Annotated in this window: 19 protein-coding genes; 11 read left to right on the top strand and 8 right to left on the bottom strand. The window is 72.1% G+C overall.

Annotated elements, in window-relative coordinates; all coding sequences use genetic code 11:
• Nucleotides 1-116: 116 nt before the first annotated feature.
• On the bottom strand, nt 117-641 hold the full coding sequence (locus HGK34_RS07635; protein WP_201845975.1) for a DUF6318 family protein: 525 nt from the start codon (nt 639-641) through the stop codon (nt 117-119).
• A gap of 486 nt (nt 642-1,127) precedes the next feature.
• Between HGK34_RS07635 and HGK34_RS07630 the strand changes: the two genes are divergently transcribed.
• Together HGK34_RS07630 and HGK34_RS07625 are read left to right on the top strand one after the other, a co-directional pair.
• Nucleotides 1,128-1,448 (top strand): hypothetical protein, encoded by a 321-nt coding sequence (locus HGK34_RS07630; RefSeq protein ID WP_201845974.1) that lies wholly within the window; start codon nt 1,128-1,130, stop codon nt 1,446-1,448.
• Between the two features lie 125 nt (nt 1,449-1,573).
• Nucleotides 1,574-1,993: a YkvA family protein gene (locus HGK34_RS07625; RefSeq protein WP_307815849.1), complete on the top strand. Its 420-nt coding sequence runs from the start codon at nt 1,574-1,576 to the stop codon at nt 1,991-1,993.
• 27 nt (nt 1,994-2,020) lie between these two features.
• Here HGK34_RS07625 and HGK34_RS07620 read toward each other — a convergent pair whose 3' ends face one another.
• Nucleotides 2,021-2,503, bottom strand: a complete 483-nt coding sequence (locus HGK34_RS07620) for a GbsR/MarR family transcriptional regulator (protein ID WP_307815848.1) — start codon at nt 2,501-2,503, stop codon at nt 2,021-2,023.
• A 143-nt stretch (nt 2,504-2,646) separates the two neighbouring features.
• Between HGK34_RS07620 and HGK34_RS07615 the strand changes: the two genes are divergently transcribed.
• Both HGK34_RS07615 and HGK34_RS07610 read left to right on the top strand, forming a co-directional pair.
• A complete protein-coding gene (locus tag HGK34_RS07615; protein WP_201845973.1) occupies nt 2,647-3,111 on the top strand; it encodes a DUF6653 family protein in 465 nt (154 codons plus the stop codon).
• A gap of 40 nt (nt 3,112-3,151) precedes the next feature.
• Entirely contained in the window at nt 3,152-3,724 is a 573-nt protein-coding gene (locus HGK34_RS07610; protein ID WP_201845972.1) for a DinB family protein, read from the top strand.
• A 165-nt stretch (nt 3,725-3,889) separates the two neighbouring features.
• On the opposite strand, the gene HGK34_RS07605 is transcribed toward HGK34_RS07610, so the two are convergent.
• Nucleotides 3,890-4,234: a YnfA family protein gene (locus tag HGK34_RS07605; RefSeq protein WP_201845971.1), complete on the bottom strand. Its 345-nt coding sequence runs from the start codon at nt 4,232-4,234 to the stop codon at nt 3,890-3,892.
• 163 nt (nt 4,235-4,397) lie between these two features.
• Nucleotides 4,398-5,111: a hypothetical protein gene (locus HGK34_RS07600; RefSeq protein WP_307815847.1), complete on the bottom strand. Its 714-nt coding sequence runs from the start codon at nt 5,109-5,111 to the stop codon at nt 4,398-4,400.
• 217 nt (nt 5,112-5,328) lie between these two features.
• On the opposite strand from HGK34_RS07600, the gene HGK34_RS07595 reads away from it, so the two are divergent.
• Nucleotides 5,329-6,087 (top strand): MerR family transcriptional regulator, encoded by a 759-nt coding sequence (locus HGK34_RS07595; protein ID WP_201845970.1) that lies wholly within the window; start codon nt 5,329-5,331, stop codon nt 6,085-6,087.
• A 209-nt stretch (nt 6,088-6,296) separates the two neighbouring features.
• Here the strand turns inward: HGK34_RS07595 and HGK34_RS07590 are convergent, their stop codons facing one another.
• Complete coding sequence (locus tag HGK34_RS07590) at nt 6,297-7,595, bottom strand: MFS transporter (protein WP_201845969.1); 1,299 nt, start codon at nt 7,593-7,595, stop codon at nt 6,297-6,299.
• Between the two features lie 319 nt (nt 7,596-7,914).
• Between HGK34_RS07590 and HGK34_RS23175 the strand changes: the two genes are divergently transcribed.
• Nucleotides 7,915-8,037 carry a hypothetical protein gene (locus HGK34_RS23175; RefSeq protein WP_280517870.1) on the top strand — a complete coding sequence of 41 codons (123 nt, stop codon included), beginning with the start codon at nt 7,915-7,917 and terminating at the stop codon, nt 8,035-8,037.
• A 124-nt stretch (nt 8,038-8,161) separates the two neighbouring features.
• On the opposite strand, the gene HGK34_RS07585 is transcribed toward HGK34_RS23175, so the two are convergent.
• Nucleotides 8,162-8,917, bottom strand: a complete 756-nt coding sequence (locus HGK34_RS07585) for a response regulator (RefSeq protein ID WP_201845968.1) — start codon at nt 8,915-8,917, stop codon at nt 8,162-8,164.
• A gap of 323 nt (nt 8,918-9,240) precedes the next feature.
• Between HGK34_RS07585 and HGK34_RS07580 the strand changes: the two genes are divergently transcribed.
• Both HGK34_RS07580 and HGK34_RS07575 read left to right on the top strand, forming a co-directional pair.
• Nucleotides 9,241-10,122 carry an LLM class flavin-dependent oxidoreductase gene (locus HGK34_RS07580; protein ID WP_201845967.1) on the top strand — a complete coding sequence of 294 codons (882 nt, stop codon included), beginning with the start codon at nt 9,241-9,243 and terminating at the stop codon, nt 10,120-10,122.
• 87 nt (nt 10,123-10,209) lie between these two features.
• Complete coding sequence (locus tag HGK34_RS07575) at nt 10,210-10,809, top strand: pentapeptide repeat-containing protein (protein WP_307815846.1); 600 nt, start codon at nt 10,210-10,212, stop codon at nt 10,807-10,809.
• A 211-nt stretch (nt 10,810-11,020) separates the two neighbouring features.
• Here the strand turns inward: HGK34_RS07575 and hutI are convergent, their stop codons facing one another.
• Nucleotides 11,021-12,241 carry an imidazolonepropionase gene (gene hutI / locus HGK34_RS07570; RefSeq protein WP_201845965.1) on the bottom strand — a complete coding sequence of 407 codons (1,221 nt, stop codon included), beginning with the start codon at nt 12,239-12,241 and terminating at the stop codon, nt 11,021-11,023.
• Nucleotides 12,238-13,584: an allantoate amidohydrolase gene (locus HGK34_RS07565; protein WP_307815845.1), complete on the bottom strand. Its 1,347-nt coding sequence runs from the start codon at nt 13,582-13,584 to the stop codon at nt 12,238-12,240. The genes hutI and HGK34_RS07565 overlap by 4 nt, the downstream gene beginning before the upstream one ends.
• Before the next feature lie 615 nt (nt 13,585-14,199).
• Here HGK34_RS07565 and hutU point away from each other — a divergent pair.
• From hutU to HGK34_RS07550, 3 genes are all read left to right on the top strand, one after another.
• On the top strand, nt 14,200-15,846 hold the full coding sequence (gene hutU, locus HGK34_RS07560; RefSeq protein WP_201845964.1) for a urocanate hydratase: 1,647 nt from the start codon (nt 14,200-14,202) through the stop codon (nt 15,844-15,846).
• An 84-nt stretch (nt 15,847-15,930) separates the two neighbouring features.
• A complete protein-coding gene (locus HGK34_RS07555; RefSeq protein WP_201845963.1) occupies nt 15,931-17,469 on the top strand; it encodes a formimidoylglutamate deiminase in 1,539 nt (512 codons plus the stop codon).
• A 320-nt stretch (nt 17,470-17,789) separates the two neighbouring features.
• Nucleotides 17,790-20,294 carry an esterase-like activity of phytase family protein gene (locus HGK34_RS07550; RefSeq protein ID WP_201845962.1) on the top strand — a complete coding sequence of 835 codons (2,505 nt, stop codon included), beginning with the start codon at nt 17,790-17,792 and terminating at the stop codon, nt 20,292-20,294.
• Nucleotides 20,295-20,456: the final 162 nt, after the last annotated feature.

Genomic DNA, 20,456 nt, shown 5'->3' with positions numbered 1-20,456 from the left:
CGAATGGGTCGACTGGTACAACCAGCGCCGCGTCCACTCCGCTCTCGACTACGCCTCACCGGCCGCCGTCGAGCACGCCTACTACACTCAAGCCCCGGCCAGAGAGCTGGCCGTCGTCAACAACTGACCTCTCCACAGAACCCGGGGCGGTTCACGATGCCAGTGAGCTCGTCTGGGGCGTATGCCTCGAGGATTTCGACGTTGACCTCGCCGCCGACCCATGTGTCGTTGTTCTCGCGAATTGACTCCGCCTGTTCCAGCGCATCCGAGCAGAACCCACAAGCACCATGACTCATAGCCTCGAACTCCTCCGTGTCCCCGGTCGCCATCACGTAGGGATAAAGCTTGATGAAATACTCGGCCGCCGCGGCAGCCCCCGCCGCGTCGTCACGGTCCATCGCGGCCGGGCGTTCCGGCTTCTGCGGCAGGGGTTCCGCCGTCTGAGAGGCTGTGGGCTCGGCCGCGACCGTCGTCGTCGGCGAAGGATCTGCGTCGGCGTTGCCGGTGCAGCCGACGGTCAGCCCTCCCAGTACGACGACGACTGCCGCACCGCGGAGGCGGCCGAGGTGTCTGCGAGACTCCGGCGCCGTTCCTGCTCGTCCAACTGCTGATGGTTGTGGATGCTCGGCTGTCGGTCGCATGGAACCCCCTGACGACATCGTCCACCTGGACGATTGCGGATGCGCAACGGATAGAGACGCTAGCCGGGCCGTCCCGGAACCGCATGGGCGGCCTGTGGATAACAGCCTCCACTGGGCGAGGTGCGGCTGGTCGGCGAGAGTGGTGATGGGACGGCGTGCACTTCGTGACCGATCTGCCCGCCTTACTTGACCTCGCACCCGATGCCGAGATTGGGTGTCTCGTGCCGGGCCTGCCGCGCGGTAGGCGATGGAGCAGGGAGGGGGCCCCGATCTTGGGGTGGAAGGTCTCGAAGGTCCGCGGCTTCGCGGACGGCCGAAGTCCACGGGAGTGTGGCGGTGTGGCGGTGACCTGAATCGGCAGCGCTGTGAGATGGGATGTTGAGAAGTCGGTATGGGCGGTGGGGGCGGCCGTGGTCGCCGTATCCCTGGTGCCCTGAGGGTCAGTGGTCCGGTTCGGAGAGTTCAAGCTGATAGGGGGTGCGTTCGATGGCTGGTACGAACGACACGGAGGGTCCCGACGAGACGGAGGTCTCAGCTCAGGAACGAGAACGGCTGCAGATCGACCGGATCGCGGCCCGTCTGGAGGCACTGGTCGGTCAGCGGGACCCGGGCGTGAAGTCCGCGATGGCCGGCGACCAGTCCGGGGAACTGGCGGACCGGTATCGGGCCAAGGAGCAGCGCTGGAACACTGCCGCGGACGAGGTGCGCGACATCATCCGGCTCATGCATCAGTCGCTCGGGGAGAACGACGCGGTGGAGAAGGGTACCCAGGGCGGATCCGAGCAAGCCGGCGACGGTATCGGCTGACCCTCTCGGCCTGCCGGGATGCGGTGGCTCACCACGACGTCCCGGCAGGCTGGGGCGTGCGAGGCCGAGATGGTTCAGGCCGCCGACAGGAATTCCGTGTCCTTGCTCCCGGCTACGCTCGCCTCGTGACCGGCTCGCCATGGATCGACGCGCTGCTCGGCGCGCTCCTTTCCGTTGCCACGATCTGGATCGCCCTGATCGTGGCGTTAGCTGTCGCGCGCCCGCGTGGGGGCCTGCTCCGGGAGGCGCTCCGCCTCCTCCCCGACATGCTCCGCCTCCTCAGGAATCTGGCCGCCGACCAGAGCCTGCCGCGCGGTGTCCGTGTTCGCCTCGCCCTCCTGCTCGCCTACCTGGCGCTCCCGATCGACCTGATCCCCGACTTCATCCCGGTCCTCGGCTACGCGGACGACGCCATCGTGGTTGCGTTCGTCCTGCGCGGCGTGGTGCGGCGAGCCGGTATCGACGCGGTCCGCGACCATTGGCCCGGCACCGACGAGGGCTTCGGTGCGCTTGCCCGCCTCACCCGTCTGGCCGCCGATGACTGATGGTGGTGCGACGGACGTGTTCGACCATCAGCTCACGTGGCGCCGTCGGGCCTCGTACTGCTCGCGCCAGCGCTCGACCAGCGGCACCATTTGCTCGGCCATGTAGGTGTAGAAATCCCGCATCTCCCGCAGGCGTTCTGCTGTCGCCGAGTCCTGCGGCGCCTCCGCGAGGCCCTCGTCGGCAGCCGCGGTCATGACCCGCAGCACCTCGTTCTGCTGCGACATCAAGCCTGCCCAGGCACCTGACCGGAACCGGTAGTGGTCGCGCCGGCTGCCGGGCGCGGGTACGCGCTCGATGAACCCGGCCGGCATCAACTGCTTCACCGCCGCCGACACGCCACCCGAACTGATCTGCAGTTGTTCGCGCAGGTCGGCCGGGGTCATCGTGTCCTGCTCGGTGTAGAGCAGCGCGGTGAGCACCCGTGCGGTCGACTTCTGCATGCCTCCCTGCGTGAGCGTCAGGGCGAGCTTCTCCGCGGCGTTCCGCAGCCTGGCGTGCTGAGTTTCCACACCGCGAGCATATCTCTTCAGAGTGTTCAGAATTCTCTGAACATCGCGTAGGCTCGTGCTCGACGACGGCACCACACCAACCCACCCGGATCGCCGTCGGACATCAGGCGGCCGCGCACGCGGTTCCACGGAGGAGGATCATCTTGGACACGAAGACACTCGTCACTGCCGCGCACGGAATGACCGACGACACCTGGAAGCGCCATGCCAACCCCTGGAGCGTGTGGACGCGGTTCGCCGCGATTCCTGTGTTCGAGCTCGCGGTGTGGAGCCGCGAGTGGATCGGATGGTGGTGCCTGGTGGGGGTCGGGTTCGTTGCGGTGTGGCTGTTCTGGCTCAATGTGCGGGTGTTCGGGCCGGCCGAGCCGACGTCGTGGGCGGCGCGCGGGATCTACGGCGAGCAACTGCACGTCGCCGGGACTCTGAGCACCGACCACCTCGTCGTCACGCGACTCCTCGTCGCGGCGGGCCTGGTGGGCTTCGGTCTTATCGCCTGGGGCCTGATCGCGCTCGACCTGTGGCCGCTGGCCTCGGGGACGGCGCTGCTGCTGATGGCTCAGCTCTGGCGGATCGACCGCTACGGGCTGCTCTACCAGCAGCAGGCGTAATCTGCTTGCCCCCGCCGGTCCGCCGCGGTTCGCTGACTCCATGACAACGACACCCGAACGCTGGAGCCAGGCGTCGAACCCGTACCAGTGGGCCGACGACGATCCCCGCAGACCTCTCGCCCGCCCCGTCGGCGAGAAGGAGACGCTGGCGAACTATCTCCGGCACTACCGCCTCACCCTCGAGATGAAATGTGAGGGGCTCGACGCCGAACAGCTGGCGCGACGTTCCGTACCGCCGTCGACGATGTCGCTGCTCGGACTCGTGCGGCACATGGCACAGGTGGAGAGCAACTGGTTCGAGCGTGTGCTCAAGCAGCAGCCCGACACGCCGCAGATCTACGACACACCCGAGGACAACGACGCCGACTTCAACGGTGCCGTCGCGGACCCGGCCGTCGTCGAGGAGGCCTGGGCGACGTGGCGGGACCGAGTAGCTTCCGCCGACGCCTGGATCGACGCCCTTCCCGAGGAGGACCTGGGGATGACGGTTGCCCACCGTGGTCGCGAGCTTCCCGTCCGAGACGTCCTGGTCCACATGATCGAGGAGTACGCGCGCCACGCGGGACATGCGGACCTGCTGCGGGAGGCCATCGACGGGCGGGTGGGCCAGTAAGGGAGTCGCGTACGACCACGCAGCCGGGCGCCGTGGGTCCGCCTGCGGCGCTTTCGCCCCGCCCGTCGCGACAGCCCGGTCGCCACGGCAGCGTGGCGGGCTCGTTCGTGTGCGGTTGTGCGGCTCGCCCGCGCGGGGCGACGACAGGCCGAGGTCCGCGCGATCTCACCCGCCCCGCGGCCCATACATGATCACCGCCATCCCGCCCAGGCAGATCAGCGCCCCCACCATGTCCCACCGATCCGGCCGATAGCCGTCGGCCACCATCCCCCAGACGATGGAACCCGCGACGAACACCCCGCCGTACGCGGCCAGGATGCGTCCGAAGTTCGCATCCGGCTGGAGCGTCGCCACCGCGCCGTAGAGGCCGAGCGCGATCACCCCGAGCCCCACCCACCACCAGCCGCGCTGCTCGCGCAGCCCTTGCCACACGAGCCAGGCACCGCCGATCTCGAACAGCGCGGCGACGACGAAGAGCAGGACGGAGCGGGGGACGAGTGCCGAATCCACTGCTTCACCGTACGACGACGGTCGCGTGGCGGTGATGTGCGGTCGCGGTGGGCGTGACAGCAGCCTGAGACCCGGAACCGCTCGGGGCCACGGGGCCACGAGGCCGCGAGGCTCGCGCGTGACCGGTTGGCGCCTCGCGACTCGGCGAAGGGCAAGCAGGTAGTCAGTCGCCGATCGTGCGTGACCACCTCGTGCCGTCGGACGTGAAACCAACACGTTCGAGGTAGGCGGTCTCACCGCGCCCGGCCTCCTGCCCCACCAGAGCTGGAACGCCCGGCTCGGCCCCGGGGCCGCCGTCGGTCGTCGCGCCGCCTGCTCGGGCCGCCAGCACGGGCCGTTCCACCTCTCGCAGTCCCGTCCTGGCCAGCGCCCCCGACTGCTCCCACACGAACTCGCCCGGCGTGAAGTCGCGGAACCGCAGGCTCACCCAGTCCAGCAGGACGGTCCCGACACCGTCGCCGAGGTCGAGCACCTCGACGACACCCACCGTCTCGTCGCCGCGCTGCACCAGGAAGGCAAGCCGGTTCTCGCCGGCAGCCGGCTCGGCGCGGAACCGTGGGGCGTGCTCGGCGATGTCGTCGGCGTGGACGCGCAGCACGTGCAGGAGGTAGGCGTCGTCGGGCGCGACCTCGACCACCGTGTAGGTGGTGGCGTCGTGCCGCTCGCGGTTGAGCCGGATCAGCCAGTAGATGTTGATGATCACGATCACGCCGTTCATCGCGACGAACGGCCAGATGCCGACGATCGCGTTGTACGCCGTCGCCAGCGCCGACCCGGTGAGGTTCAGCCAGCGGAAGCGCAGCACGCGCGCTTGCATGAGTGACCAGACGACAAGCGCGGATCCCGCCCAGCCGCCGATCTCGAGGAGAAGGTTCACCTGCCGAGGTTAGATCGCGCGAGCCCCTGCCGCGGCGGCGCGAGGCATGACGTTTCTTACAGCGGACGAGTCCGCGCCTCCGTCCCGGCCCTTCGAATGGGGCGATCTCGCCACCGGCCGCCTCCGATGGGCCGGTCGGACCGGAACACCGCCGTCGTCCACCACGACGAACCCGGCGCTTGAACTTGACGTGACGTCAACCCCTACAGTCGCATCCATGAGCTGGTCCATCCAGGAGATCGCCCGGATCGCGGGCACCACGAGTCGCACGCTGCGGCACTACGAGCAGGTCGGCCTGCTGGAACCCGCCGGCCGTGCTCCCGGTGGCGCGCGACGGTACGACCAGGAAGCCCTGATCCGGCTGCAGCGCATTCTGCTGCTCCGCGAGTTGGGCATGGGGCTCGCCGAGATCGGTGGCGCCCTTCGATCCGAGCCCGACGCCGCCCGCGCGCTGAACGCGCACCGCGAGCAGTTGCGGGCGGAGCAAGACCTGGTCGAGCGGCGGCTCGCCAGCCTGGACCGGACCATCCACGCGATAGAGACAGGAGACAGCATCGTGGCAGAGGACATGTTCGACGGGTTCGACCACACCCGGCACAAGGAGGAGGTCGAACGCCGCTGGGGCGAGGAGGCGTACGCGCGGGGCGACGCCTGGTGGCGCGGCCTGGGGCCCGAAGCCCGGAAGGAGTGGCAGGCCGAGCTGACCACGCTCAACCAGGAGTGGTCGGCGGGCGCGTCGGCGGGCCTCGATCCCGCGGGCGACGACGCGCAGGCCATCGCCGCCCGGCACGCGGACTGGCTCGCAGGGATCCCCGGCACACCGGGCCACGGCACCGGGGCGCCGATCAAGGAGTACTTGGTCGGCCTCGCTGAGATGTACGTCGCGGACGAGCGCTTCGCCGCGAACTACGGCGGGGTGAAGGGCGCAACCTTCGTCCGCGACACCCTGACGGTCTACGCCGACCGCAACCTGTAGCGTCGGTCGTCCGGTCCGTCCCGTCCGGTGTCGTCCCGTCCGGTGCCGTGCCGTCCCGGACCGTTCCGTCCCCGACCGCTGCCGGTCGTCAGGCGCTCGCACGATTTTGCAGCAGGTAGAACCACGAAGGTGGGCGAGAGCGCTCTCGCCCACCTTCGCGCCTCCGGAAATGGTGGTCGACCGCGCGAGCAGAAGCCGCTCGCCAGGACTCAGACCGCGGCCGCGATCTCCCGCGGTTCCCGTGCTCCCCGGAAGCCCACCAGCATCCCCGCCACCAGATACACCCCAGCCAGCACGGCGAACAGTCCCGGTGACCAGCCCATGTCCGGCACGACCGCGGCCGCCAGCGCCGCCGCCCCCACGAACGCCGCGTTGTACAGCACATCGAAGAAGGCGAAGGCGCGGCCGCGGAACTCGTCGCTCGAGTCACGCTGCACGATCGTGTCGACAGCGATCTTTGCCCCTTGTGCCGCCATTCCCAGCAGCCCGGCGGCACCCAGCACGAGGACCAGTCCGGGCTCCACCGGGACCAGCAGCAACTGCGACGCCGCGGCCACCACCAGCATCGTCGCGATCCAGCTCTGCGGCGCCATCCGTCGCCCGATCCCCGCGGTCACCACGATCGCCAACCCGCCCCCCACGCCCGTGGCGCCGACGACCTGGGCGAAGACCGCCAGTCCCGAGGCGGGATCCCCGTCGGCCAGCAGGTTCCGCGCCATCAGGATCGACGCGATGAACACCACGCCGTAGCAGAACCTGTGGGCCGCCATGGCGAGCAGTGCCTGGCCCGGTGTGCGGCGTGCGGTGAGGTAGCGGGCGCCGTCGGCCAGGCCTCGCGCCACGACCACGATCTCGCGTCCGAGGCGGCCGTCCGCCGGCACCACCGGCCCCAGTTCACTTCGCCCGAGCCGGAGCCCGAGCAGCGACGCTCCTCCCATGACGACCGCGGCGCAGGTCAGCGCGGTCGCGTCCTGGATCTGGCCGGGTGGTGCGACCTGTCCGACGACGAACGCGCTCAGCCCCCCGAGGAAGGCGGCTCCCGCGCCCAGGGTCGGTGTCAGGGCGTTGGCGGTGAGCAGCAGCTTCTTGTCCTCGACGACGAGCGGCAGCCCTGCCGACAGGCCCGCCAGCAGGAACCTGTTCACGCTGAGGGCCGCGAGCCCGAGGACGTAGATCCACACGGAGACGCCGTCGGCCACCATGAGGACGGCCATGGCGGCCGTGATCACCACGCGGACGGCGTTCCCGACCACGAGGACCTGTCGCCGCTGCCATCGGTCGAGGAACACGCCGGCGAACGGCCCGACCACCGTGAACGGCGCCAGCATCACCGCGAAGGCGCCGGCGATGGCGGGCGCACTGCCGTGGGACTCCGGCGAGAAGAACAGCAGGTTCGCGAGCCCCACCTGGAACATGCCGTCACCGGCCTGCGAGACCAGCCGTACGGCGAACAGCTTCCGGAACCCGGAGCGGGCGAGTAGTGCGCGCAGCTCGCGGAACACGGACATGCCCTGAGCCTAGACGGTGTCCGCCGACGGCAGCGGGCGGGCGCACAGGTCCGGCCGGTCGTGCCCTCGGCGGTTGGCGACCCTTCGGCGGTCGCCGGCCCGCAGCCCGCGGTACGCCGCGCCGCCGCCGACGGAAAGCGGCTGCCGTCAGACGTCGAGTGGCAGAGCCTGGTCTCCGGCCACTCGGGATTGATGCTCCCGCAGCGCTCCGGCACCGTCCGGATCGGCGACTTACCGCGCGGTAATAGGCTTTTCGCCCCTCGTAACCCTGTCGTCCGGGTGCTAGCATTCCGGCGTTCCAGCCAAAGGAGGCTTGCAGATGTTTGCGCTCGACAGCACTGGGCTGATCGCGGTTGGTGTGATTGCAATCGTCATCGTCGGTTTGGCGGTGGGCCTGACCGCGCTGATCGCGACGGTCTCGAAGCGGGTCCGGAAGGACTGAGCGACACCGGGACCCTGGTGGGGCGGCCCGTTGACGCGCGGCCCCGCCAGGATCGTCAGGCGTGGTCGGCGCCCGGCTTCCCGCGCCCGGGCCGTGGCGGGCCGTCGACAGCCCGGTGCCGGTCTCAGAGCACGAAGCCCGCGGCCTCGTGCCGCAGTATCCCTGCCGCACCCAGCACGGCGCGAACGGTCATCTCGGACGACGTCACCTCGGTGACCCCTGCCTCGAACGCCACGGCGCCATGGCTGCGTACCGTCGCCGGACTGGTGTAGACGACGAACGGGATCGCCGGGTCGAGCTCACGGACCTTCCGCAGCAGCGTGAGCCCCGCGGTGGGATTCTCCGTCCCGTCCTCGGTGCGGCCCATGTCGGAGACGATGGCGCCGAAGCGCCCGTACCTCAGCCGTTCCATCGCCTCGCGCGTGGACCGGGCGAGCGTCACCACGACGCCGTCTCGTTGCAGGCCGTCGAGCATGATGGCGTTGTTCTCGGGGTGGTCGTCGACCCAGAGGACCTCACGGGAGGCCTGGCGCTCGGCGGGCTCGTGCCCCGGGACCGGCACGCGGTCGTGGGACGGCTGCCCGCCCGGCATCCCCGTGCCGTCGCCGACGTCCGGCACCGGAGGACCGGTCAGCTCCCCGCCGGCGGAAAAGCCCTCGACCTGGGCGCGCAGCGAGGCGACCTGCTTCTGCAGATCCGCGATCATGCGATTCTGCTGGTCGTTGAGCTGAGTGATGGTGATCCGTTGTCCGCCGAGCTCCAGTTCGAGGTCGGACCTGCGCAGCAGTGCGGCGAGAGGGCGCCAGAGCAGCAGCAGCGCGGCGAGCACGAGCAGAGGCCAGAGCAGCGCGGCGAAGGACGTGATCAGATCGGCGGCCATGGCCGGGAGCCTAGCCGGATCTGTCCGTCTTGTACGCCGTCACGGCCGGGCGGCCGCCTTGGGCCGGGGTACACGGCCGGGGTCACACGCCTACTCGCGGCTCGCGGTCACCGTGCCGGCCCTCGGCTGTCACACCCACCCGTCCCTGGCCGCCACGCCACGTGTCGTCCCCGGCGCGAGGTGTCGTCCCCGGCTGAGTGTCCAGATGGCGTATTGCCTCGTCACCGGCTCGCGATGTCGCTGTGCGAGCTGGTGCCCGTCGGGCTTCGCCGCCTCGGATCTTGAGGCTGACCCCGACGGTTCCCGCTGAGTACGCTCGCGGCATGACGACACTGGGATGTGCCCTCCTCCCGACCTTCGCTCCGCAGCAGTACCTGCCGATCGCCCGGGCCGCCGACGCCGCCGGCCTCGCGGAGATCTGTCTCTGGGAGGACTGCTTCAAGGAGACCGGCATCGCGGCCGCAGGCGCGATCCTCGCCAGTACCTCAGCCCTGCGCGTGCAGCTCGGGGTACTACCGGCCCCGCTGCGCAACGTCGCGCTGACGGCGATGGAGCTCGCGACGCTGGACGGCATGTTCCCGGGAAGGCTCGAACCCGGCATCGGGCACGGGGTGCAGAGTTGGATGGAACAGGTGGGCGCGCGCGTCGCCTCGCCCCTCACGCTGCTGCGCGAGTACGCCACCGCGCTGCGCGCGCTGCTCGCCGGGGAGCGGCTCACGGTCAGCGGTCGCTACGTGTCCCTGAACGACGTCGCGCTCGACTGGCCGCCCACCACCGCACCCGCGGTCATCAGCGCGGGGACCGGGCCCAAGACGCTGCGGCTGGTCGGCGAGGTCGCCGACGGCATCGCGCTCGACGGCGGCAACGGAATGGCCAAGCTGCGGACCGCCATCGACACGGTTCGTACGGCGTACGACGACGCCGGGCGCACCGACGCCTTCAAGATCGTGATCTCCGTGCCGACAGCCACCGGTCGCGACGCCGCCGAGCGGGTCCGCGCCTGGCTGCCGAGCTGGGACCTGCCCTCGGACGAGCCGGAGGAGTACTGCGTCTGGGGTGACTCCGCGGAGGAGATCGCCGACGGTCTGCGACGGTTCGCCGCCCTGGGCGCGGACACGGTCAACGTCCAGCCGCTGGAGTCGGAGCCGGACCCGGAGTCCCTGGTTCGCTTCCTGGGCCAGGAGGTCCGGCCGCTGCTGGCATGAGATCCGTGTCGGGTGGTGGGCCCGGCGCCGGGGACGGCACGGGGCAGCGTCCGGACGATGTCCGAGTCCCCTCCTACAGTGGCCCGTGTGAGCGAAACGAGGGCGGGCGAGCGGATAGCCGACGAGGACTGGTACGCGCGGGACCTGTCAGGAGCCGAGTGGCGGGAGGTGACGCTCGTGGACGTCGACCTCACCGAGGCGACCGGGACGGGCGCGACCTTCGAGGAGTGCACGTTTCGCGGCGTGAAGTTCAACGCGGCCTCGTTCACCGAGTCGGCGTTCACGGCGTGCGTCTTCGACCGCTGCAACTTCTTCGACGTCACGTTCGAGCGGTGCAAGCTGATGGGCTCCGTGTTCAGTAACTCCAAGCTCGACCTGGTCAAGGCCGATCGCGGGAACTGGTCGTTCGTCGACCTGACGCGCGCCGACATCGGCTCCGCGCGGTTCGACGGCGTCCGGTTCCGAGAGGCGAACCTGCGCGAGCTCCGGGCCAGGGGTGCCACGCTGGCCGGCTGTGACCTGTCGGGCGCGGACCTGGAGCTGGCGGACCTCTCCGGTGCGACCCTGCTGGGCAGCGACCTGTCCGCCCTGGATCCGCGCACCGCCGTGCTCGACGGCGCGATCATCACCCCCGACCAGGCGACGGTCCTGGTCGAGGCTCTCGGGCTGGTGGTGCGCCCGGCGTGACGCCGCCGATCCGGCACCTGAACCCGGAACGGTCCGGTAGGCACCGGAGGCGGCGGCGCCGCCCCCGGTCTCCTGGCCGGTCTGCCGGTCCGGCCCGCCGGTCCGGTCCGCCGTCCCCGGCCCGCCGGTCCGGTCCGCCGTCCCCGGTCCGCTCGTCCGGTCCGCTCGCGCGGCTCGATCCGCGCTGATCCGCAGGCCAGGTTCTGCCGGCTCAGACCCAGGTTCCGCCGAGCATCGTCTCCCTCACCAGGGGAACGCCCGGCCGGTAGGCCAGATGCAGGTACGACGGCGCGTCCAGCACCGCGAGGTCCGCGCGTGACCCGGCACCCAGCCACCCGACGTCGTCCCGGCGCAGCGCTGCCGCGCCGCCGGAGGTGGCTGCCCGGAGCGCCTCCGCCGGCGACATCCGCATCTCCCGCACGGCCAGGGCCAGGGCGAACGGCATCGACGAGGAGAACCCCGAGCCAGGGTTGCAGTCCGTAGCGATCGCGACGGTGACGCCTGCCTCCAGGAACCTCCGGGCGTCGGGATAGGGCTGTCGCGTCGAGAACTCGATCGACGGAAGCAGCGTCGCCACAACCCCCGCGTCCGCGAGATTCCGCAGGTCGTCGTCCGAGGCGAACGTGCAGTGGTCCGCCGACGCCGCCCCCACCTCGCACGCGACCTCGATCCCCGGACCGTGGCCCAGCTGGTTCGCGTGGATCCGAGGGGCGAGACCGGCAGCCGCTCCCGCGCGCAGGACCCTTCGTGCGGCGTCGGCGTCGAACGCGCCGCGCTCGCAGAAGACGTCCACCCAGCGGGCATGCGGAGCACACGCGGCGAGCATGTCGCCGACCACCAGGTCGACGTACTCGGCCGGGTCGGCGCCGGGCGGGACGACGTGGGCCCCGAGGAACGTCGTCTCCGGCGTGAGCTCGTGGGCGATCCGCAGCGCACGCGCCTCCTGGCGCACGTCCAGCCCGTACCCCGACTTGATCTCGACGGTGGTGGTGCCCTGCCGGCGCATCTCGTCGACGAGCCGCCGGGCGCCCGTGCGCAGCTCGTCGTCCGAGGCCGCCCGCGTGGCGGCCACGGTGGTCCTGATCCCGCCCGCGGTGTACGGCCGCCCGGTCATCCGTGCCTCGAACTCGGCGGCCCGGTCCCCGGCGAAGACCAGGTGGGCGTGCGAGTCGACGAATCCCGGGACGACCGCGCGTCCGGCCAGGTCGCGGGACTCGTCGGCCGCGGGCGCGTCCGCGGCGGCTCCGGTCCACACCACCCGTCCGCCGTCGACGACGACCGCGGCGTCACGCACCACCCCGAGCAGCCGCCCGGCACCCTCGCCGGACGCCGCCACGCCGCCGCCCGGCGCCTCGCCTCCGAGCGGTACCGGAGCTCCATGGGCCGGGTCGTTCGTCACCAGCTCGCCGATTCCGGTCAGCAGGGTGCTCATCGCGCGGCCTTCCCGGTGACGTCCGTGGGACTCGTGACCAGGTCGGCCAGGGAATCTGCCAGGGCCTCCACGCCCGCGAGCGCGTCGGCGGTGGTGATCGACTCCTCGGGTGAGTGGGACACCCCCGTCTCGTTCCGCACGAACAGCATCGCGGTCGGGATGCCGGCCTGCTGGAGGATCCCGGCGTCGTGCCCGGCGCCGGTCGGGATCACGGGGATGGCGCCGGACTGCGTGCCGTACCGGTCCGGCGAGGTCCCGAGCACCGCGGTCAGCCGGTTCGTGAGCTCCGGGTCGAAGAGCACCTCACCCGAGACGGACTCCGCGGTCACGTCGAGGCTGGTGCCGTCGCCGGCGGCTCGGTCGCGGGCCGCGCGCTCGATCTCACCCAGGAGGTCCGCCAGCTCGTCGTCCGACGACGCCCGCGCGTCCAGCCAGGCGCTGACCCGTGCGGGGATCGCGTTGGTGCCGCCCGGTCGCACGTCGAGGCGGCCGAACGTCGCGCGGCGGATCGCCTCGCCGACGCCGTCTCGCGCGCGGGCCGCGGTGTCGGCCGCGAGCGACGTCGCCGCGTACGTCAGCATCGGGTCGTGCCGGTCGGCCATACGAGTGGCGCCGGCGTGGTCGGCGTGCCCGCAGAAGTCGAACCGGTAGCGACCGTGCGGCCAGATGGCGCTGGCGAGGCCGACCGGCGCGTCCTCGCGCAACGCCAGGTCACGTCCCTGCTCGCAGTGCAGCTCGACGAAGCAGGCGACGCCGTCGAGCAGGGCTCCGGCCTGGTGGCCGCTGTCGTCGAGGACGTCCCGGCCGAGACCGCGGGCCGTATCGGCCGCCCCGGTGGCGTCCCCGTCGATCACGTCGCCGAGCGCGACACCGTCCCGGTCACGCAGCTCGCGTGCGTCGGTCCAGTCGATTCGCCCGGTCGCCAGCCGAGAACCCAGGCAGGCCAGCCCGAACCGTGATCCCTCCTCCTCGACGAACACGCCGATGCCGAGGGGAACCCGGGGCGTGACGCCACGATCGCGCAGCACGTCGACCGCGGCGAGGGACGACACCACGCCGAGCGGCCCGTCGAACGCGCCGCCGTCCAGCACGGAGTCCAGATGGGAGCCCGTGAGGACGGCGTTCCGCCGTGGCCGGCCGTCGCCGTCGTCCACGGGGTCCCACCAGGCGATGGTGTTGCCGAACCGGTCGGACTCCACGCCGAGTCCGCGGGCTCGTGCCGCCTCCTCGAACCAGGCCGCCGCCTCACGTTCCGCGGTCAGGAACGGCTGCCGGAAGTATCCGCCGGTCCGGGCGGACAGTCCGAGGGGCTCCAGGTCATGCCACATCTGCTCGAAGCTCACGGCCCCATTGGACCATCCGTGCGGAGTCCTGCCGTCCGCCCGGAGGGCGCCGCAGTCCGTCACGCCCCCTGACGGGACAGACCCGGCCGCCGTCGGAGCAGGCGGGATGGGGGCCACGCCGGTGGGGTCGCGTCACCCACCGACGCGGCGTCTGGGGATGCGCCGAGGGGCACGACTCCACCCGTGGTGCCGTGCCCCTCGGAGCCCGGCCGGGGATGCGGGGGCTCGACCCGGCCGGTCAGGGAGGCGATACCGCGTCGCCGGCGCCGAGACTGGTCAGCACGCATACGAGGTGTCCTCCTGCATCGAAACATCGCGGTCCGTCGCGACGGGGGCGTCATGGTCCGGTGCCGGAGCGATCCGCCGTGTCCCGTGCTGCGAACACCACGTACCCAACCAGTGTCCGCTTCCGGGCGACATGGGCAGATCTCCCCATTGCGGCCTCCCGCTCTCGCCGGACTGCTCCCGCCGGACCCGAGAGCGCCGGAGCGAGGTCGCTGCGCCGCGGTCATCGCGCCGAGGCCATTCCGCCCCGGTCATCGGGATACCCACCCTGGATCGCGAACTTCCCGGGAACCCCACGGAAGTGGTCGCCGGCCGCGTAACCTCGCCTCCATGGACGGAGCACGCACAGTCCGCGCAACCCGCGGCACCGAACTCACCGCCCGCAGCTGGCAGACCGAAGCCCCGTTGCGGATGCTCATGAACAACCTGGACCCCGAGGTCGCGGAACGGCCCGACGACCTCGTGGTCTACGGCGGCACCGGCCGCGCCGCCCGCTCCTGGCCGGCCTACGACGCCATCGTCCGCACCCTCACCGACCTGCGCGAGGACGAGACCCTCCTGGTCCAGTCCGGGAAGCCCGTCGGCGTGCTGACCACCCACGAATGGGCACCTCGCGTGCTCATCGCGAACTCGAACCTGGTGGGGGACTGGGCGACGTGGCCCGAGTTCCGCCGCCTCGAGCAGCTCGGCCTGACGATGTACGGGCAGATGACCGCCGGGTCCTGGATCTACATCGGTACGCAGGGGATCGTCCAGGGCACCTACGAGACCTTCGCCGCCGTCGCGGAGAAGCGCTTCGGCGGCAGCCTCGCAGGCACCCTCACCCTGACCGCCGGGTGCGGCGGCATGGGCGGCGCGCAGCCGCTCGCCGTCACGCTGAACGGCGGCGTGTGCCTGATCGTCGACGTCGACCCGGCACGCCTCGCCCGGCGGGTCGAGCACCGCTACCTCGACGAGGTCGCCGATTCCGTGGACGACGGCGTCGCGCGGGCGCTCGCGGCCAAGGCGGAGGGCCGCGCCTACTCGGTGGGCGTGGTCGGCAACGCCGCCGAGGTGTTCCCGGACCTGCTGGCCAGGGGTGTGGACATCGACATCGTCACCGACCAGACCTCGGCCCACGACCCGCTGTCCTACCTGCCGCTCGGCGTCGCGCTGGAGGACTGGGCCGCGGAGGCCGAGAAGGACCCGGCCGGTTTCACCGACCGGGCGAGGGAGTCGATGGCCCGGCACGTCGAGGCGATGGTCGGCTTCCAGGACGGCGGCGCCGAGGTGTTCGACTACGGCAACTCCATCCGCGACGAGGCCCGCCAGGGCGGCTACTCCCGCGCGTTCGACTTCCCGGGCTTCGTGCCCGCCTACATCCGGCCCCTGTTCTGCGAGGGCAAGGGCCCGTTCCGCTGGGCCGCCCTGTCCGGCGACCCGAAGGACATCGCCGCGACCGACCGCGCCATCCTCGACCTGTTCCCCGACAACGACCGCCTGCACCGCTGGATCCGTGGCGCGCAGGAGAAGATCGCGTTCCAGGGCCTGCCCGCGAGAATCTGCTGGCTCGGCTACGGCGAGCGCGACAAGGCCGGCTTGGCCTTCAACGAGCTCGTCGCGTCCGGCGAGGTCAGCGCCCCGCTCGCGATCGGGCGCGACCACCTGGACGCCGGATCGGTCGCCTCGCCGTACCGCGAGACCGAGGCCATGGCCGACGGCTCCGACGCCATCGCCGACTGGCCGCTGCTCAACGCCCTGACCGCCGCCTCCTCGGGTGCCACCTGGGTGTCCCTGCACCAGGGTGGCGGCGTCGGCATGGGCCGGTCCATCCACGCGGGCCAGGTGTCGGTGGCCGACGGCTCGCCGCTCGCCGCGCAGAAGCTGGAGCGGGTCCTCACCAACGACCCGGCGATGGGCGTCCTGCGCCACGTCGACGCCGGCTACGACCGCGCCGCCGAGGTCGCGGCCGACCGTGGCGTCCGGGTTCCCCGGTGACCGTTCCCACCTGGAGCGGCGACGGCGGCGGAGCGGCCCGCGGTGCCATGGCCGGCAGCCCCGGGGCCGACGGGGGAGCGGCCGATGAGTAGCTGGTGGTGCGAGTGGGCCTGGGTCGGCGGAAGCCGGGCCGCCGCCGGTGTCGTGGTGCGCACCGAGGGCGGCCGGGTCACCGACGTCACCACCGGCGTCGTCGAACCGCCTGCCGGGGCCACGCGACTGCACGGTCTCACCCTGCCGGCGTTCGCCAACGCCCACTCCCATGCCTTCCACCGCGCCCTGCGCGGCAGGACCCATGCCCTGCCCGACGACCGGGCCGCCGCAGTTCTCGCGCCCACCGGTGCAGGCTCCTTCTGGACGTGGCGCGAGCAGATGTACCGTGCCGCCGAGCGCCTCGACCCGGACTCGTACCACCGCCTCGCCCGGGCGCTGTACGCGGAGATGGTGCTCGCGGGCTACGGCGTCGTCGGCGAGTTCCACTACCTGCACCACGCACCGGGCGGGCGGTCCTACGCCGACCCGAACGCCATGGGGCAAGCTCTCGTCGCGGCCGCCGCGGACGCCGGGATCCGCCTGACCGTGCTGGACACGTGTTATCTCACGGCAGGGACGGACGGGCCGCCGCTCTCCGGCGTCCAGCAGCGCTTCGGTGACGGTGACGCCGACGCGTGGGCGTCCCGGGCCGAGGCGCTGGCCGCCTCCCTGCCCGGTGGCGTGGTGCGGGCCGGAGCCGCCGTGCACTCGGTGCGGGCCGTCCCTCCCGGCGCCATCGGCGTCGTCGCCGCGTGGGCGGAGCGTCACGGCGCGCCTCTGCACGTTCATCTGTCCGAGCAGCCTCGGGAGAACGCCGACTGTCTCGCCGCTCACGGGCGGACGCCGACCGCGCTGCTGGGAGCACACGGCGCGCTCGGGCCACGCACCACGGCGGTGCACGCCACCCACCTGACGGCCGACGACGTCGCGGCCCTGGCGCGGTCGTCCACCCGGGCGTGCGTCACCCGCACCACCGAACGCGACCTGGCGGACGGGGCGCCGCAGCTCGGGGAACTGGCGGCGGCAGGGATCGGGCTGGCGATCGGGTCGGACAGCAATGCGGTCGTCGACCCGTTCGAGGAGGTGCGCGGCCTGGAACTGGACGAGCGGGTCCGGACGCTCGGCCGGGGTCATCTGTCACCGGCCACGCTCCTGCACGCGGGAACCCGGGAGGGCTACGCGTCCCTCGGGTGGTCCGGCGCCGCGAGGCCAGGTTCGCTCGCCGGCACCTCGCCGCAGGGCACGGAGCTCGCGGGCGCACCGTCGCGGGGGACCGAGCCGGTCGGAGCGCAGCGAAGCGAACCCGCCGGGGCGCCGCATCCGGCGAACCCCGGACCCGCGCCCTACGGCGGAATCCGGGCCGGCGATCCCGCCGACCTCACCGTCGTCTCGCTCGACTCGGTCCGCATGGCCGGCTGGACCCCGGGCACCCTGCTCGACCACGCGGTCTTCGCCGCAACGTCGTCCGACGTCACCGACACGATCGTCGGCGGCCGTCACGTGGTCCGCGACGGTGTGCACCGCACCGTTCCGGACACGGCCGCCGAGCTCCGTCGCGCCATCGCCGAGGTCCTCGACCCGGGGACCTGATCCTGCCGGCGGACGACCGCCAGGGACCTCCGGCCCCGTTCGAGACGCCACGGAGGACACCCGGAGTGCCGGCCGCGCCGTCCCGGGACGGCGCGGCCGGCACACGTGCACACCGGCGAGCGTCATGAACCCTCGCGCGCCGCGACCGTCGCAAGTCCTCCCGCGTCCTGGTCACAAGTCCCTCCCGCGCCGTGACGGTCACGAGTCCTCGCGCGCCGCCGAGCCTCACGCCCTCCATCCCTCGCCTCGTTCACGCGCGGGACACCGTCCGGTCACCCGATGGCGGGCACCCGGCCACCCACCCCCACCAGCCTGGTTCCGTGTCTACCCAGAGAATCCGCACCCGACGCGCAGCGGCGTTCATCGCCTCCGGCGCCACCCTCGCGCTCAGCCTGACGGCAACGGCCCCGGCCTCCGCCGTCGTCCGCGGGCTCGACGCGCCCGCCTCCCACCACCTGGCCGCCCATCACCCCACGTTCGGCCAGGCCACGGCGTTCCACCGCCTCGCCACGTACCCGGTCTTCCAGAACGCGCCGGCCGGAGTCGACCCGGCCGACGAGACCGTCGCCGAGATCTCCGCCGTCAGCGAGGACGGCCGCACGGTGGTCTACACCGACGCCGCCGGACGCCGCATCGGCTTCCTCGACATCACCGACCCGGCGAACCCGCGCGGCCTCGGCTCGCTCAGCCTCGCCGAACTGGGCGACGCCGAGGACGAACCCACCTCCGTCGCCGTCGTCGGCGACCACGTGCTCGTCGTGGTCAACACCTCCGACAGCTACACGAACCCCAGCGGCCGGCTCGACATCGTCGACCTGGCCACCCGCACCAAGGTCCGCTCGATCGACCTGGGCGGCCAGCCCGACTCCATCGCCGTAACGCCGGACGGCGGCCACGCCGTCGTCGCCATCGAGAACGAACGCGACGAGGACGTCCCCGCCGACGACGCCCCGGACGGTGACGAGGGCAACCTGCCCCAGGCACCCGCCGGGTTCGTCCAGATCATCGACCTCCCCGGCACCGACCCCACCGACTGGTCCGCACGCCCCGTCCCGCTCACAGCGCCCGACGGCTCCGCGCTCCCGGCGCTCGCGGATGCCGGGGTGGACACCCCGGTGGACCCCGAACCCGAGTACGTGGCGATCAACCCCGCCGGCACCCGGGCCGCCGTCACCCTGCAGGAGAACAACGCGGTGGTGCTGATCGACGTCGCGTCCGGCGAGGTGACGTCGGTGTTCTCCGCCGGGGAGCGAGCGCTGACCGGCGTCGACACGGTCGAGGACGACGCGATCGACCTCACCGGCGAGCTGGCCGCCGCCCCGCGCGAGCCCGACGCGATCGCCTGGGTCGACGACGCCCACGTCGCCACCGCCAACGAGGGGGACTGGAAGGGCGGCACCCGCGGCTGGTCCGTCTTCGACGCCACCACCGGTGAGGTCGTCTGGGACGCCGGGAACACCCTGGAGCACCTGGCCGCGCGGGTCGGCCTGCACAACGACGGCCGCACCGAGAACAAGGGCGTCGAGATCGAGGGGATCGCCGTCGGTGAGCTCGGCGGCGTGCGGTACGCGTTCGTCGGGTCGGAGCGGTCGAACTTCGTGGCCGTGTACGACGTGTCCGACGCCGCCGCACCGCGGTTCGTGCAGGTGCTGGCCACCACGAACGGTCCCGAGGGTCTGCTGCCCGTGCCGCAGCGGGACCTGCTGGTGGTGTCCTCCGAGAAGGACGCGGCCGAGGACGGCGTTCGTTCCGCCGTGACCGTGTTCGGCAAGGGCGGGCGGTACGTCCGGGACACGGGCACGGCTCGCGGCGCCGGCGCGCCCGGACGGCTGGCTCAGTTCTCGGCCACGGAGTTCCCGTCGATCGTGTCCGCCGACGTGCCGGGAACCGCCGGGGCGTACACGACGGGGCCCGACGGCGACCGGCAGGTCACCGCGGGCACGCCGATCGGCTGGACCGCTCTCGGCGCGCTCTCGGCCGACCCGGCGGACCGGCGCCACCTGTGGACGGCGTCGGACTCGGCCAAGGTGCCGACCTCGCTGTACTCGGTGCGAACGCCGCGGCGCGGCGGCCCGGCGGTGATCGACGGCGAGATCGTCGTGACCGACGGCGGTGAGCCGGCCGCGCTGGACGTCGAAGGACTGTGGGCGCGGCCCGCACGCGTCGGCAGCGGGTTCTGGCTCGGCGCCGAGGGGAAGACCGGGCCGGAGAACGCACTGGTGCGCGTCTCGGAGTCCGGGGAGATCCAGCAGCGGGTGTCGCTCCCCGACGACGTCGCCGCGGGCCTGGGCAAGTGGGGCGTCGAGGGCGTCTCGGGCCTGGTCGACCGTGACGGCGAGCACCTGTTCGTCGCGCTGCAGCGGGGGCTCACGTCCGACGACGGCCGGGGCGGCTATGCGCGCATCGGCCGCTACGACGTCGCGAGCGCCGAGTGGACCTGGTTCGGGTACCAGCTGGAGGAGACGGCCGCCGAGGGCGACTGGATCGGCCTGTCCGAGGTGACCGTCGTCGACCGCGACACGCTCGCGGTGATCGAGCGGGACAAGCTCAACGGGCCCGATGCCGCGCTCAAGGCCGTGTACACGGTGGACCTGCCGCACCGGGACCCGGCTCCGGGTCACGTCGCGATGCTGGACAAGGAACTCGCGATCGACGTTCTCCCCGCCCTGCGGGCCACGAACGGCTGGACCCAGGAGAAGCTGGAGGGTCTCACGATCGGCGGCGACGGTCATGTCTACGCCGTCACGGACAACGACGCCCTCGACGACGCCACGGGCGAGACGGTGTTCCTGGACCTGGGAAAGGCCAGGCGGCTGTTCCGGTGATGCAGGGCTGAAGGCCGCGCGGGCCCGGACCCTTGAGGGCCCGTGCGGAGGCGCGAGCGGCGGGGCATGACTGCCTTTCGGTGTCGTGCCCCGCCGGTGGCGCGCGGCGCCGGCACAGCGGCGCCCGGGTTCGGTCCCTGAGTGGGGTGACCCGGCTCAGGG

The organism is Myceligenerans indicum (assembly GCF_016742955.1).
In the GTDB taxonomy this organism is placed as follows: domain Bacteria; phylum Actinomycetota; class Actinomycetes; order Actinomycetales; family Cellulomonadaceae; genus Myceligenerans; species Myceligenerans indicum.
This window is presented reverse-complemented; position numbering and strand designations above follow the sequence as displayed.